Consider the following 13,806-nt stretch of genomic DNA (forward strand, 5'->3'; position numbering starts at 1 on the left):
GGTCCGGCCGTTCGGAGGCCGTTCGACCCCTGGTGCCGGCCCCCGGCCGGGCACCTGCCGGAGCCGGCCCCCCGGCCGGCCCCGGCACCTCCCCGCACCTCCCGGGACCGGGGCTCCGGGTCAGGAGCCGGCCCGGTTCCCGCGGGTCAGGAGGCGTCCCCGTCGTCGATGCGCCACTGGCCGACCTCCTGGTAGTCCGAGTCGTAGACCGCGGACCCGTCGCCGGGCTTCAGCTCGTAGTGGCCGAGGTTGCCGCCCCAGTAGCGCAGGATGCGGCCCAGCTCCCCCACGGTGTCCTCGGCGGTCTTCCCCTTGTCGATGGTGACTTCCAGTACGAACTTCACTCTTGCCGCCTCCTGGTCGAGCAGATGTCTCGGCCGTCCTCGATCATGACCCCAACTCGGGCCGCCGGCCTCGGTATTCATTGTTTCATTGAAGCGCTATGGGAGGGTTGGCCGAGGCGGGCCGCGGAATGACGGCGAAGGGTGTCCGTTATGTCTCAACCCTGCCGGAAGAGACGGGCGCCGCGGATCGGGCGGCGCCCCGGAGTGGACGGAGGCGGTCGTGGCGGACGGGCTGCGGGTCGGCGACCTGGCGCGGTCGGCGGGGGTGTCGGCGCAGCGGATCCGCGGCTACGCCGACGACGGGCTGCTGCCGCCCGCGGGGCGCAGCGCGGGCGGGTACCGGGTCTTCACCGAGGCGCATCGGGCGGCGCTGACGGCGCTGCGGGAGGTGGCGGCCGGATACGGGTGGCCCATCGCGCGCACGGTGATGCGGGCGGTGCACTCCGGCGACCTGGAGGCGGCGCTGGCCGCGCTGGACGGGGGGCATGCCGCGCTGGACCGGGAGCGCGCGGAGCTGGCCGCGCTGCACACCGCGCTGAGCGATGTGCTGGCGGACGGCCCGGTGGAGCCGGTGGCCGGGCGCCGCCCGCTGCGGATCGGCGAGGCGGCCCGGACGGTCGGGGTGCGCCCGCCGGTGCTGCGGTTGTGGGAGGCGCGGGGGCTGCTGCGGCCGGAGCGCGAGGCGGGCACCGGCTACCGGCGCTACGGCCGGACCGAGCTGCACGCGGCCCGGGTGGTGGCGCTGTTGCGGCGGGCGCACCACCCGCTGGCCACCATCGAGGCGGTCCTGGCCGAGCTGCGGGAGACCGGCAGCCCGGACCGGGTGCTGGCCGAACTGGGCCGCCGGGACCGCGAGGTGACCCGGCGGAGCCTGCGCTGCCTGGCCGCGTCGGCCGCGCTGCACGCCTTCCTGGAGCACCCGGGGGCGCCGGGGGCCGCCGCGGCCCCGGCTCAGGGCCGGTAGCGCAGCGGGTGGTCCTCGGGGACCTCCACCACGGCGATCCGCACACCGTCCGGGTCGCTGAGCCACATCTCGATGAGTCCCCAGGGCTCCTTCTTCGGCGGCCGCACCACCTCCGCGCCGCGCTCGCGCAGCTCCTCGTAGGCGGCCTGGGCGTCGTCCACCTGGACCCAGAGCCGCAGGCTCGGCGAGGGCGGTTCCTCGGAGCGGCCGGAGACCTCCAGGAAGCCGCCGCCCAGGAAGTAGACGGTGCCCCGCTCCGGTCCGGTGCCGAACTCCCGGTAGACGGCGAGGCCGAGTACCCGGCCGTAGAAGTCCCGCGACCGCTCCGGGTCGCGGGGGCTCAACAGGATCCTGCTCCCCAGTACATGCACCATGCCTCCCGAGGTTAGGCGGGCCCGCCCGCGGAGGAAACCGGGAACCGGCCAGGCCGGGGGCCGGTTCCCGGTTCTACGGTTCGACCCGGGCCAGCAGCAGGGCGACGTCGTCGTGGTTGGCGGGGTGGCGCAGTTCGCGCAGCAGGCGGTCGCAGGTGGTCTCCAGGGAGGCGTCGCCCTCGTCGGCGAGCAGGGTGAGCAGGGCCTCCAACCGGGTGTCGATGTCCTGGTCGCGGGTCTCCACCAGGCCGTCGGTGTAGAGGACGAGCCGGTCGCCGGGGCCGAGGGCGACCGAGGCCGAGTCGAACGGGACGCCGCCCACGCCCAGCGGGGGCCCGACCGGCAGGTCCAGCAGCCGGGGACGTTCGCCCGCGCGGATCAGCACCGGCGGCGGGTGCCCGGCGGTGGCGACGCAGGCCCGGCCGGCGGCCGGGTCGTAGACCGCGTACACACAGGTGGCGAGGGAGGGTTCGAGGCCGCTGGTGATCTCGTCGAGATGGCGCAGCAGCTCGGCCGGCTCCAGCGCGAGCCGCGCCAGGGTCTGGGTGGCGGTGCGCAGCCGTCCCATGGTGGTGGCCGCGTTGATGCCGCTGCCCATCACGTCCCCGACCACCAGCGCGGTGCGGCGGCCCTCCAGCGGGATGACGTCGAACCAGTCGCCGCCGACCTCGCTGCCCGCGCCGGCCGGCTGGTAGCGGGAGGCGACCTGGAGTCCGGCGAGGCCGCGGGGCGGTTCGGGCAGCAGGCTGCGCTGGAGGGTGAGGGCGGTGTCGCGCATCTGGCGGTAGAGGCGGGCGTTGTCGATGCAGACGGCGGCCCGGGCGGCCAGCTCGCTCGCCAGCACCACGTCGTCCTCGGTGAAGGGCAGTTCGTTGCGGGCGCGTTTGAGGTCGAGCGCGCCGAGCACCTCGCCGCGGGCGATCAGCGGTACGGCCAGGTAGGAGTGGACGCCGGCCTCGGCGAGCAGCGCCACGGCCTTGTCGTCGCGGGCGATCCGGGTGAGGTCGTCGGCGTCCACCTCGGCGACCAGCACCGGGCGGGCGCTGCGCACACAGCGGGTGACCAGCCGGTCGGCGCCGTAGTGGGCGGGCGCCCCCGGCCGGTCGGCGGCCTCCACCGCCACGGTGGGGTACGCGGCGGCGACGGCGAGCGCGCGGATGACGGCCGGCCCGTCGTCCTCCAGCCGGGCCGGGCGCCCCTCCAGCACGGCGTCCAGGACGTCGACGGCGGCCACGTCGGCGAGTTCCGGCACCGCGACCCCGGCCAGTTCGCGGGCGGTCTGCTCCAGGTCGAGAGTGGTGCCGATGCGCACCGAGGCGTCGGCGACCAGGGTCAGCCGGTCGCGGGCCCGGTCGGCCTCCCGGGTGGCGCGGTAGCGGTCGGTGACGTCGATCACGGAGACGGCGACGCCGAGGACCCGGCCGCCGACGTCGTCCAGCCGGTACAGCGACACCGACCAGGCGCGGTCGTCGGCCCCGGCCGGTGCTCCGGGCGGGCGGACCACGATCCGGCGGTCCAGCAGCGGGGCGCCGGTGGCCAGCACCCCGCGGATGTTCGCCTCCACGGTGTCGTCGATCACCGAAGAGGGCCAGACCTCGCCGATCAGGCGGCCCACCAGCCGGTCGGCCGGGACCCCGTGCAGCCGTTCGAGGGCCGCGTTGACCGCCACGTAGCGCAGGCCGGTGTCGAGGACGGCCAGGCCGATGGGCGACTGCTCCACCAGCCGTACGGAGAGGGCGAGGTCCCGTTCCACCCGGCGCAGCGCGGTCTGCTCGGTGAACAGGCCCAGCGCGAAGTAGTCCCCGCGCACATCCGTCAGCCGGACGTTGCGGAACTCCAGCAGCCGGCTGGAGCCGTCCTTGACCCGTACCGGGAACTCCCCGGCCCACAGGTCGCCGCTGCCCATCACCTGGGCGAAGAGGGCGAGCACCTCGTCGCGGTGCTCCTCGGCCACCATCAGCTTGACCGCCGAGCGGCCCAGTGCCTCCTCGGCGCGGTAGCCGAAGAGCCCCTCGGCCTGCGGGCTCCACAGCACGATCAGGCCCTCGGCGTCGACGACGACGGCACCGAGGCCGAGCACATCGAGCAGCCCGCCCGCCGGGCCGGGGGTCACCGCCCCGACTCCGCCCGCCCCGCCGCGGTCGGCGGGACCGTCCTGCGTGCCGCCCATGACCGCTCCTCTCCTACGGTCACCGTGCCCCCTGCCCGCCACCCGCGCCACCCCGGCGGCCGGGGGCGCGGCGGACACCGGAGGCCGGCCCGGCGGGTGCGCGCGGGCCCGGTGAAAGGGACGGATGGGGCCCCGCCGCGACGGGGGAACGCGGCGGGGCCTGGGGAGCGGGTGCCCGACGGCGTGCCGTTCATGCCTGCCCCGCCGAGCGAGCGGGCGGGGCGCCGGGGCCGGGGAGCCGGAAAGGGGTGCGAACGGGTGAATCCGGCGTACGTCCCGCGGCGCGGCGCCGTTGGGGAAACCGGCAGATCCGGTGGGCGCCGTCCCGCCGGGTGCACGGACAGCGGCCGGCCGGGCGGACCCGGCGGCCCGGGACAGAAGGACGGACACATGCTGAAGAGGGTTCTCGCGGCGGCGGGGCTGGCCGCGGCGGTGGTGGGCGCAGCGGCCCCGGTGGCGGCGGCGGTCGGGGACGGGGAGGTGCGCACCCAGAACGGCAACTTCTCCACCCAGTCGTACGGGAACACCGGCGCCGCGGGGAACGGGCACACCGCCGGCCGGGCACTGGGCGAGGGCGACCTGCGGGCGCTGGACGGGATGCGCACCCGCTGAGCCGCCCCGGGCGGACGGGGGCCGGGGTGCCCGGTCGCCGTCCGCCCGCCGCCGGGTGCGCTGCGCCGACCGGAGGCCGCCGGGCGGCCCGGGTGTGGGCCATTGGCGGCGGGAATGGCCGGCGGCCGCGGAAGGCGGGGCGGCGGGGGGAAGGCCGCTGGGGGGCGCCGGGCATCCGCCGAGGCCGCCGTACGCGTGGAAGGACGTCGAGTGATGGCCCTCAACCATGGCCGCGGGGACGCGCGGACGAGCCGCGATGTGGAGCTGAACCCGATCTTCAGCCGGGAGCCCGTCTCGGTCCCGCGCTACGCCCTGCCCGAGGGGCCGATGGAGCCGGACACGGCGTACCAGCTGGTGCACGACGAGCTGATGCTGGACGGCAACGCCCGGCTGAACCTCGCCACGTTCGTGACCACCTGGGCCGACCCGCACGCGCTGCGGCTGATGGCGGAGTGCGCGGACAAGAACATGATCGACAAGGACGAGTACCCGCAGACCGCCGAGCTGGAGCTGCGCTGTGTGCACATGCTGGCCCGGCTCTGGCACGCGGAGGACCCGCGCCATGTGATCGGCTGCTCGACCACCGGTTCCAGTGAGGCCGCGATGCTCGCCGGGCTGGCGCTGAAGCGGCGCTGGCAGCAGCGGCGCCGGGCCGAGGGGAAGCCGGCGGACCGGCCCAACCTGGTGATGGGCGCCAATGTGCAGATCTGCTGGGAGAAGTTCGCCGAGTACTTCGAGGTGGAGCCGCGCTACGTCCCGCTGGAGGGCGACCGCTACCACCTGACCGCCGAGACGGCCGTCCCGCACTGCGACGAGAACACCATCGGGGTGGTCGCGGTGCTCGGCTCCACCTTCGACGGCAGCTACGAGCCGGTGGCCACGATCGCGGCGGCGCTGGACGAGCTCCAGGAGCGCACCGGCGTCGATGTCCCGGTCCATGTGGACGGCGCCTCGGGCGCCATGATCGCGCCCTTCCTCGACCCGGAACTGGAGTGGGACTTCCGGGTGCGCCGGGTGGCCTCCATCAACACCTCCGGGCACAAGTACGGGCTGGTGATGCCGGGCGTGGGCTGGGCGCTGTGGCGGGACGCCGAGGCACTCCCCGACGACCTGGTCTTCCACGTCAACTACCTGGGCGGGGACATGCCCACTTTCGCGCTGAACTTCTCCCGCCCGGGCGCCCAGGTGGTGGCGCAGTACTACACCTTCCTACGCCTCGGGATGGAGGGGTACCGGCGGGTCCAGCGGACCTGCCGGGACGTGGCGACCCGGCTGGCCGCCCGGATCGCCGAGCTGGGCGCGTTCGAGCTGCTGACCGACGGGAGCGAGGCCCCGGTGTTCGCGTTCCGGGTGAAGGAGGGCGTGGACGCCTACAGCGTGTTCGACCTCTCCGCCGCCCTGCGGGAACGCGGCTGGCTGGTCCCGGCGTACACCTTCCCCAAGGACCGGGAGGACCTGGCGGTGCTGCGGATCGTGGTCCGCAACGGCTTCGGGCACGACCTGGCCGACCTGCTCCTGGAGGACCTGCGCCGGGTGCTGGAGCGGCTGGAGCGGCAGCACGCGCCCCAGCGCAGCGCCGAGGACGCGGGCGGGTTCGCCCACGGCGCCGAGACGAGGAACCCCCGGCGGGCCGGCCGCCACTGAACCCTGACGACACCCCCCGAGGAGACCCCATGTGCCGGTTGTTCGGCCTGAGCAGCGCCCCGCACCGCACCCATGCCACCTTCTGGCTGCTGGACGCGCCCGACAGCCTGCGCGACCAGAGCCACCGGGACCCGGACGGGACCGGTCTCGGCTGGTTCGGCGGCGACGGTACGCCGTCGGTGGACCGGGCGCCGCTCGCCGCGTACCGGGACCGGTCGTTCGCCGAGGAGGCGCGCCGGGTGCGCTCGGCGACGTTCCTCGCGCATGTCCGGTACGCCTCCACCGGGCGGCTGGAGGCCCGCAACACCCACCCGTTCCTCCAGGACGGACGGCTCTTCGCGCACAACGGCGTCATCGGGGAGGAGCGGGAGATCGACGCCCGTCTCGGGCCGGAGCGCGCGCTGGTGGCCGGGGACACCGACTCGGAGCGCTTCTTCGCCCTGATCACCAAGGAGGTCCGGGCGAACGGCGGGGACGTCGGCCGGGGCATCGAGTCGGCGGCCCGCTGGATCGCCGAACGGCTGCCGGTGTTCGCGCTCAACCTGGTGCTGACCACCCCGCACGAGTTGTGGGCGCTGCGCTACCCGGACACCCACCGGCTGTACGTGCTGGAGCGCGGGCCCGGCGGCCACCACGGCGACCGCCATCTGGACCACAGCGGGGAGCGGGGCCGGATGCGGGTCCACTCCGGCGAGCTGGCCGGGGTGCCCGCGGTGGTGGTGGCGAGCGAGCGGATGGACGACAACCCGGGCTGGCGGCTGCTGGAGCCCGGGGAGCTGCTGCACGCGGGACCGGACCTCGCGGTCAGCCGCCGGATCGCCCTCCCGGACCCTCCGACCCGCCCCCTCACCCTGGCCGACCTCGCCCCCGGCGCCGCCGCCTCCCAGACCGCGGCGTAGCGGCCGGGCCACGGCCGCGCCGGTGGGGCTGCGGTGACGGCTCAGCGGTCCCCCGGCTCCCGGTGGGCGTCGTTCTGCACCGACTCCTGGCTGTTCGGGCCGGGGCGCATGGCGTCCGCGGCCTCCTTGTCGTGGGCGGCCTCGCGGTCGTCGTCCACGTCCAGCTCCGCCTCCTCGAACTCGTGCAGGACCTCGTCGGCGGCGGTGTCCGGATGCCGGTCGCGGTGGTTCATCGCTCTCCTCGTTCGTCGGTGCCGGTGGCGCCCGGGCCCGGGTCCACCCTGGGGCCCCTTTCGGCCCGTTCATACCGGATTCCTCGTCCGTCCCGTTCCACACCACCCACCCCGGCGGCAGCCCTTCGGTGGGGGTAAGGAGCGGTATTCGGACAGCTCCGGCCGGAGGGCGAACGGAGGGATTCCCCGCAATTCGCGGCCGCCGGTGCCGGTGCGCCCGCCCGGAGGCGGTACGGGCCGAGGGAGCACCGATGGGCGCGGCGGCGGCGGGCCGGGCCCCGTACCGTGCGGCGGGCGGGGCGCCCTGGGGGCGCCGGAACGGGAGGGGCGGGGCCGTGCGGGTACGGGCGGGACGGCGGGCGGCGGCCCGGGGTCCGGGACGGCGCACGCACTGCTCAACCGCTACCCGACCGGCATGACGGCTTCCGCTTCCGGTGGCGTACCGGGCGGGTCCCGCCGTCCGGCGCGCGGATCCGGGGGCGCCGGGTGCGGCCCGGGCCGGCACGCCGTGAGGGGGCGCACGCCACCGGGTGCTCCGGCCCCGCCGCCGACGCCGCCCGGGCCCGGGCGGGCGGCCGGGGCGGCGTACGCGCGTAGCGCGACCGAAAGAGGCGCTTGCCGCACCCGCGAGCGGACTCCAGGATTCCCCTTGCGTCGATTGACAGGCGCATGGCGACCGCACCCGCCATGAGGCCCGTCCGCCGGCGCTCCGCACGGCCCGCCCACCCAGCGGGCCATGGAACCCCCACGGAGGACGCAGTGAACTTCACGCGCTTCACCCCCTTCGACGGCTCCACCAGAGGCATCCGGACGACCGCCGTGGCCGCCGCCCTGGTGGCCGCGTCCACGCTGGCCGTCCCCAGCGCCGGCGCCCAGCCGACCCCGGACGTCCGGATGACCGGCGCCCAGCTGGCCCAGGCGAGCGAGGCGGTCCTGGCCGCCGACGTGGCCGGCACCGCGTGGTACACCGACGCCGAGAGCGGCAAGCTGGTCGTCACCGCCGACTCCACGGTCTCGGCGGCCGAACTGGCCGAGATCAAGGCGGCCGCGGGCGACCGGGCCGGCGCCGTGCGGATCAACCGCACCCCGGGCAGGTTCAGCAAGCTCATCGCCGGCGGCGAGGCGATCTACTCCAGCGGCAGCCGCTGCTCGCTGGGCTTCAATGTGCGCAGCGGCAGCACCTACTACGCCCTGACGGCCGGCCACTGCACCAACAGCGCCTCCACCTGGTACACCAACTCCGGCCGGACCACGGTGCTCGGCACCCGTACCGGGACCAGCTTCCCGACCAACGACTACGGCATCATCCGGCACTCCAACGCCTCGGCGGCGGACGGCCGGGTGTATCTGTACAACGGCAGCTACCGGGACATCACCTCGGCCGGCAACGCCTCGGTGGGCCAGTCGGTGCAGCGCAGCGGCAGCACCACCGGGCTGCGCGGCGGCACGGTGACCGGCCTCAACGCCACCGTCAACTACGGCAGCGGGCAGGTCGTCTACGGCATGATCCAGACCAACGTCTGCGCCGAGCCCGGCGACAGCGGTGGCGCGCTGTTCTCGGGCAGCACCGCGCTGGGGCTGACCTCGGGCGGCAGCGGCAACTGCAGCTCCGGCGGCACCACGTTCTTCCAGCCGGTCACCGAGGCGCTGAGCGCCTACGGGGTGAGCATCTTCTGACCGGCCCGACGACCTGTCGCACGCCTGGCCGAGCAGCCGATCGAGAGACCGGCTGACCGACCGGCCGCACCATCCGACCGGCGACCGGCGGTCCGCGCGAAGCGGGCCGCCGGTCCGGCGTTTCCCGGCGTTTCCCGGATTCCCCGCCAGGGCGGTGTCCGCTGGGCGGACGGCTTTGTCCTGACGCGGGAAGAAGTTGCGAATGGCGGCGCGAAAGGGGTTACGCGGCCGGACCAGGCCCGCTAACTTCCTTGCAACACACCGGTCATGAGCCCGTGACCGGTGCGCCACGGCGCGACGGCGCGCGCCTTGTGCTCCCCCGGCGGACCCGGTTCCCGGGCCCGTTCGGTTTCCCCACCGCTCCGGGAGAACCCACGTGCGCACACGACCGTCCCGGCCCCGACGGGCCCGAGCCCTGCTCATCACCGCGGCACTCGCCACCGGGCTGATGGCCGCCCCCGCCCACGCCACCACCCACGCGCCCGCCCCCCGCGCCCCCGCCGCGGCCGAGGAGTTCCAGCAGGTCACCCTCGCCAAGGGGGTGGCCGAGACCGGCGAGCCGATGACCATGGCGGTGCTCCCCGACCGCTCCGTGCTGCACACCTCGCGGGACGGCACCCTGCGGCTGACCGACGCGGCCGGCACCACCAGGGTGTCCGGGAAACTGGACGTCTACAGCCATGACGAGGAGGGCCTCCAGGGCGTCGGGGTGGACCCCGGATTCGCCACCAACCGGCAGGTGTTCCTCTACTACGCGCCCAAGCTGGCCACCCCGGCGGGCGACGCCCCCGGCGACGGAACGGCCGCCGACTTCGCCCCGTTCGACGGGGTGAACCGGCTCTCGCGCTTCACCCTGAAGGCCGATGGCACCCTGGACCTCGCCGGCGAGAAGAAGGTCCTGGACGTCCCCGCCTCCCGGGGCATCTGCTGCCATGTCGGCGGCGACATCGACTTCGACGCCCAGGGAAACCTCTACCTCTCCACCGGCGACGACTCCAACCCGTTCGCCTCCGACGGCTACACCCCGATCGACGAACGCCCCTCCCGCAACCCGGCGTACGACGCCCAGCGCTCCTCGGGCAACACCAACGACCTGCGGGGCAAGGTGCTGCGGATCAAGGTCAACGCCGACGGCTCGTACACCGTCCCGGCCGGGAACCTGTTCGCCCCCGGCACCGCGAGGACCCGGCCCGAGATCTACGCCATGGGCTTCCGCAACCCGTTCCGGATGAGCGTGGACAAGCCCACCGGCACCGTCTACCTCGGCGACTACGGCCCGGACGCCGGCACCGCGAGCCCGGCCCGCGGCCCCGCCGGGCAGGTGGAGTTCAACCGGATCACCAAGGCCGGCAACTACGGCTGGCCGTACTGCACCGGGCGGAACGACGCCTACACGGACTGGGACTTCGCGAACGGCACGGTGGGCGCGACGTTCGACTGCGACGCGCCGAAGAACACCTCCCCGCGCAACACCGGGCTGACCGACCTGCCCCCGGCGCAGCCGGCCTGGATCCCCTACGACGGCTCCTCCGTACCGGAGTTCGGCGGCGGCTCGGAGTCCCCGATGGGCGGACCGGTCTACCGCTACGACCCGAACAACCAATCCACCGTGAAGTTCCCGCAGTCCTACGACGGCGACTTCTTCGCGGGCGAGTTCGGCCGCCGCTGGATCAAGCGGATCGCCCAGGGGGCCGACGGCACCGTACGGTCCATCAACGCCTTCCCCTGGACCGGCACCCAGGTGATGGACATGGCCTTCGGCCCGGACGGGGCGCTGTACGTCCTGGACTACGGCACCGGCTACTTCAACGGTGACGAGAACTCGGCGCTCTACCGCATCGAGCACCTGGTGGACGGCCGCTCCCCGGTCGCCCAGGCCACGGCGGACCGCACCTCCGGCAAGGCGCCGCTGACGGTCGCCTTCTCCTCGGCCGGCAGCACCGACCCGGACGGCGGAGCGCTGCGCCACGCCTGGAAGTTCGGCGACGGGGCGACCTCGACCGCCGCCGACCCGTCCCACACCTACACCGCCAACGGCCAGTACACCGCGGAGCTGACGGTCACCGACCCGACGAACAAGACGGCCACCGCCTCGGTGCGGATCACCGTCGGCAACACCGCCCCGACGGTGACCCTGGAACTGCCGATCGAGGGGCGGATCATCGACCCGGGCGCGGCCGTGCCGTTCCGGGTGAGGGTGAGCGACCCGGAGGACGGGGCGATCGACTGCTCCAAGGTGAAGGTGACCTTCATCCTGGGCCATGACAGCCACGGCCACCCGCAGACCTCCGCCAACGGCTGCTCCGGCACCGTGCAGACCATCGCGGACGGCGAGCACGACCCGAACGCCAACATCTTCGGCGTCTGGGACGCGGAGTACACCGACAAGGGCGCGAACGGGCAGCCCGCGTTGACCACCCACGACCAGAACATCTCCCAGCCCAGCCACCGCCAGGGTGAGCACTACGGCAACGCCTCCGGCGTCTCGGTGATCAGCAAGGCGGCGGCACACGGCGGGAAGACGGTCGGCGACATCCACAGCGGCGACTGGGTGTCCTTCACCCCGTACGCGCTGGACGACGCCACCCGGTTCACCGCCCGGGTCTCCTCCGGCGGCGCCGGCGGCACCCTGGAGGTGCGGGCGGGCTCGGCGACCGGCACCCTGCTGGGCACCGCCACCGTGCCGGTGACCGGCGGCTGGGAGAACTTCCAGGACGTGAGCACCGCGCTGGCCGACCGGCCGGCCGGGACGACCACGCTCCACCTGGTCTTCAAGGGCGGCGCCGGGGCGCTGTTCGATGTGGACGACTTCCACTTCACCACCGGTACGGGCCCGGACCCCGGTCCGCGTACCGGCCCGGTCAAGGGCGTGAACGGGATGTGCCTGGACGTCGCGGGCGGCGCCACCGCCGACGGCACCCAGGCCCAGATCTGGACCTGCGCGGGCGTCCCCGCACAGAGCTGGACCGTCCCCGGCGACGGCACGCTGCGCGCCCTGGGCAAGTGCCTGGACGTCTCCGGCGGCAACACCGCCGACGGCACCAGGATCCAACTCTGGACCTGCAACGGCACCGGCGCCCAGAACTGGACCCCCCAACCCGACGGCACCCTCCGCAACCCCCCATCCGGCAAGTGCCTCGACGCCGAAGGCGGCACCTGGAACAACGGCACCCGCACCCACCTCTGGACCTGCCACACCGGCCCCAACCAGAAATGGACCCTGCCCTAGCGGGCCGGAGCGAGAGAGGAGGAACCACCATGACGTACGGCATCCTGAGAAAGGCGGGCTGCGCGCTGGCCGGGGCGCTGCTCTGCGCCACCGCCACGCCCGCGCTGGCCGCACCGGCGCCGGTCGAACCCCCGGCGGTCACCGAGCGGGCCGTGGCCGCCGCCGACCCCGCGTACCGTGTCCTCGCCTTCTCCAAGACGGCGGGCTTCCGGCACTCGTCCATCGACGACGGGCTGACCGCGCTGCGCGAACTGGGCGCGGCCCACCACTTCACCGTGGACGCCACCGAGGACGCGGCCGCCTTCAGCACCGCCAACCTGGCCCGGTACCGGGCCGTGGTCTTCGTCTCCACCACCGGGGACGTGCTGAACGGCACCCAGCAGACGGCGTTCGAGCAGTACATCCGGGGCGGCGGCGGTTATGTGGGCGTGCACGCCGCCGCCGACACCGAGTACGACTGGCCGTTCTACGCGGGGCTGGCGGGGGCGCTGTTCCACTCGCACCCGCACAACCAGGACGCCACCGTGCGGGTGGAGAACCGCGCGCACGACGCCACCGCCCATCTGGGCACCTCCTGGCAGCGGTTCGACGAGTGGTACAACTACCGCACCAATCCCCGTACCACCGCCCGGGTGCTGGCCTCGCTGGACGAGTCCAGCTACACCGGCGGCAACATGTCGGGCGACCATCCGATCGCCTGGTGCAAGGACTACGAGGGCGGCCGGGCCTTCTACACCGGCGGCGGCCACACCGACGAGTCGTACACCGAGCCCGCGTTCCGCCGGCATCTGCTGGGCGGGGTGCGCTGGGCGGCGGGGATGACGGACGCCGACTGCCGGCCGGAGACCGGTTACACCCCGCTGTTCGACGGCTCGGGCACCACCGGCTGGCGGCAGGCCGGGCCCGGCTCGTTCTCGCTGGCCGATGGCACCCTCACCTCGCAGGGCGGGATGGGCCTGCTCTGGTACGCGGGAAGGGAGTTCACCGGCGACTACTCGCTCAAGCTGGACTGGCGGATGGCCGGCGACGACAACTCGGGGGTGTTCATCGGCTTCCCGGCCTCAGACGACCCGTGGACGGCGGTGGACAACGGCTACGAGATCCAGATCGACGCCACCGACGCCGCCGACCGGACCACCGGCGCGGTGTACGGCTTCCAGTCGGCCGACCTGGCGGCCCGGGACGCGGCGCTCAACCCGCCCGGCGAGTGGAACACCTATGAGATCAGGGTGACCGGTGAGCGGCTGGAGCTCTTCCTCAACGGACGGAAGATCAACGACTTCACCAACACCGATCCGGCGCGCAGTCTGCGCCAGGGCCATATCGGGCTGCAGAACCACGGCGCGGGCGACGAGGTGTCCTTCCGGGACATCCGGATCAAGACCGGTACGGGCCCGGGCCCCGGTCCGCGTACCGGCCCGGTCAAGGGCGTGAACGGGATGTGCCTGGACGTCGCGGGCGGCGCCACCGCCGACGGCACCCAGGCCCAGATCTGGACCTGCGCCGGCGTCCCCGCACAAAGCTGGACCGCCCCCGGCGACGGCACGCTGCGCGCCCTGGGCAAATGCCTGGACGTCTCCGGCGGCAACACCGCCGACGGCACCAGGATCCAACTCTGGACCTGCAACGGCACCGGCGCCCAGAACTGGACCCCCCAACC

General features: G+C 74.3%; 11 protein-coding genes. 7 read left to right on the forward strand and 4 right to left on the reverse strand.

Annotated elements, in window-relative coordinates:
* Positions 1–146: 146 nt before the first annotated feature.
* Complete coding sequence (locus ABZ945_RS28345) at positions 147–344, reverse strand: hypothetical protein (protein WP_361275103.1); 198 nt, start codon at positions 342–344, stop codon at positions 147–149.
* Between the two features lie 220 nt (positions 345–564).
* Between ABZ945_RS28345 and ABZ945_RS28350 the strand changes: the two genes are divergently transcribed.
* Complete coding sequence (locus tag ABZ945_RS28350) at positions 565–1,308, forward strand: MerR family transcriptional regulator (RefSeq protein ID WP_361275105.1); 744 nt, start codon at positions 565–567, stop codon at positions 1,306–1,308.
* Here ABZ945_RS28350 and ABZ945_RS28355 read toward each other — a convergent pair.
* Positions 1,296–1,682: a VOC family protein gene (locus ABZ945_RS28355; protein ID WP_361275108.1), complete on the reverse strand. Its 387-nt coding sequence runs from the start codon at positions 1,680–1,682 to the stop codon at positions 1,296–1,298. The two genes, ABZ945_RS28350 and ABZ945_RS28355, sit on opposite strands and share 13 nt — an antisense overlap.
* A 73-nt stretch (positions 1,683–1,755) precedes the next feature.
* A complete protein-coding gene (locus ABZ945_RS28360) occupies positions 1,756–3,852 on the reverse strand; it encodes a SpoIIE family protein phosphatase (RefSeq protein ID WP_361275111.1) in 2,097 nt (698 codons plus the stop codon).
* A gap of 390 nt (positions 3,853–4,242) precedes the next feature.
* Here ABZ945_RS28360 and ABZ945_RS28365 point away from each other — a divergent pair, with 390 nt between their 5' ends.
* From ABZ945_RS28365 to ABZ945_RS28375, 3 genes are all read left to right on the forward strand, one after another.
* Positions 4,243–4,464 (forward strand): hypothetical protein, encoded by a 222-nt coding sequence (locus tag ABZ945_RS28365; RefSeq protein WP_248633007.1) that lies wholly within the window; start codon positions 4,243–4,245, stop codon positions 4,462–4,464.
* A gap of 213 nt (positions 4,465–4,677) precedes the next feature.
* Positions 4,678–6,108, forward strand: coding sequence for a glutamate decarboxylase (locus ABZ945_RS28370; protein ID WP_361275113.1), 1,431 nt, complete (start codon positions 4,678–4,680; stop codon positions 6,106–6,108).
* Positions 6,109–6,137: 29 nt separating this feature from the next.
* Positions 6,138–7,007, forward strand: a complete 870-nt coding sequence (locus ABZ945_RS28375) for a class II glutamine amidotransferase (protein WP_361275117.1) — start codon at positions 6,138–6,140, stop codon at positions 7,005–7,007.
* Positions 7,008–7,048: 41 nt separating this feature from the next.
* On the opposite strand, the gene ABZ945_RS28380 is transcribed toward ABZ945_RS28375, so the two are convergent.
* Positions 7,049–7,240 carry a hypothetical protein gene (locus ABZ945_RS28380; RefSeq protein WP_361275119.1) on the reverse strand — a complete coding sequence of 64 codons (192 nt, stop codon included), beginning with the start codon at positions 7,238–7,240 and terminating at the stop codon, positions 7,049–7,051.
* Positions 7,241–7,999: 759 nt separating this feature from the next.
* Here ABZ945_RS28380 and ABZ945_RS28385 point away from each other — a divergent pair.
* The 3 genes from ABZ945_RS28385 to ABZ945_RS28395 all read left to right on the forward strand — a co-directional run.
* Positions 8,000–8,917: a S1 family peptidase gene (locus ABZ945_RS28385; protein ID WP_361275121.1), complete on the forward strand. Its 918-nt coding sequence runs from the start codon at positions 8,000–8,002 to the stop codon at positions 8,915–8,917.
* A 448-nt stretch (positions 8,918–9,365) separates the two neighbouring features.
* The gene (locus ABZ945_RS28390; RefSeq protein ID WP_361275134.1) at positions 9,366–12,146 is read left to right on the forward strand and encodes a lectin; all 2,781 of its coding nucleotides are present in this window, start codon (positions 9,366–9,368) and stop codon (positions 12,144–12,146) included.
* Positions 12,147–12,175: 29 nt separating this feature from the next.
* A partial coding sequence (locus tag ABZ945_RS28395; protein WP_361275124.1) for a ThuA domain-containing protein occupies positions 12,176–13,806 on the forward strand: 1,631 nt, incomplete at its 3' end.

This window comes from Streptomyces sp. NPDC046887 (assembly GCF_040644755.1).
Lineage (GTDB): Bacteria > Actinomycetota > Actinomycetes > Streptomycetales > Streptomycetaceae > Streptomyces > Streptomyces lichenis.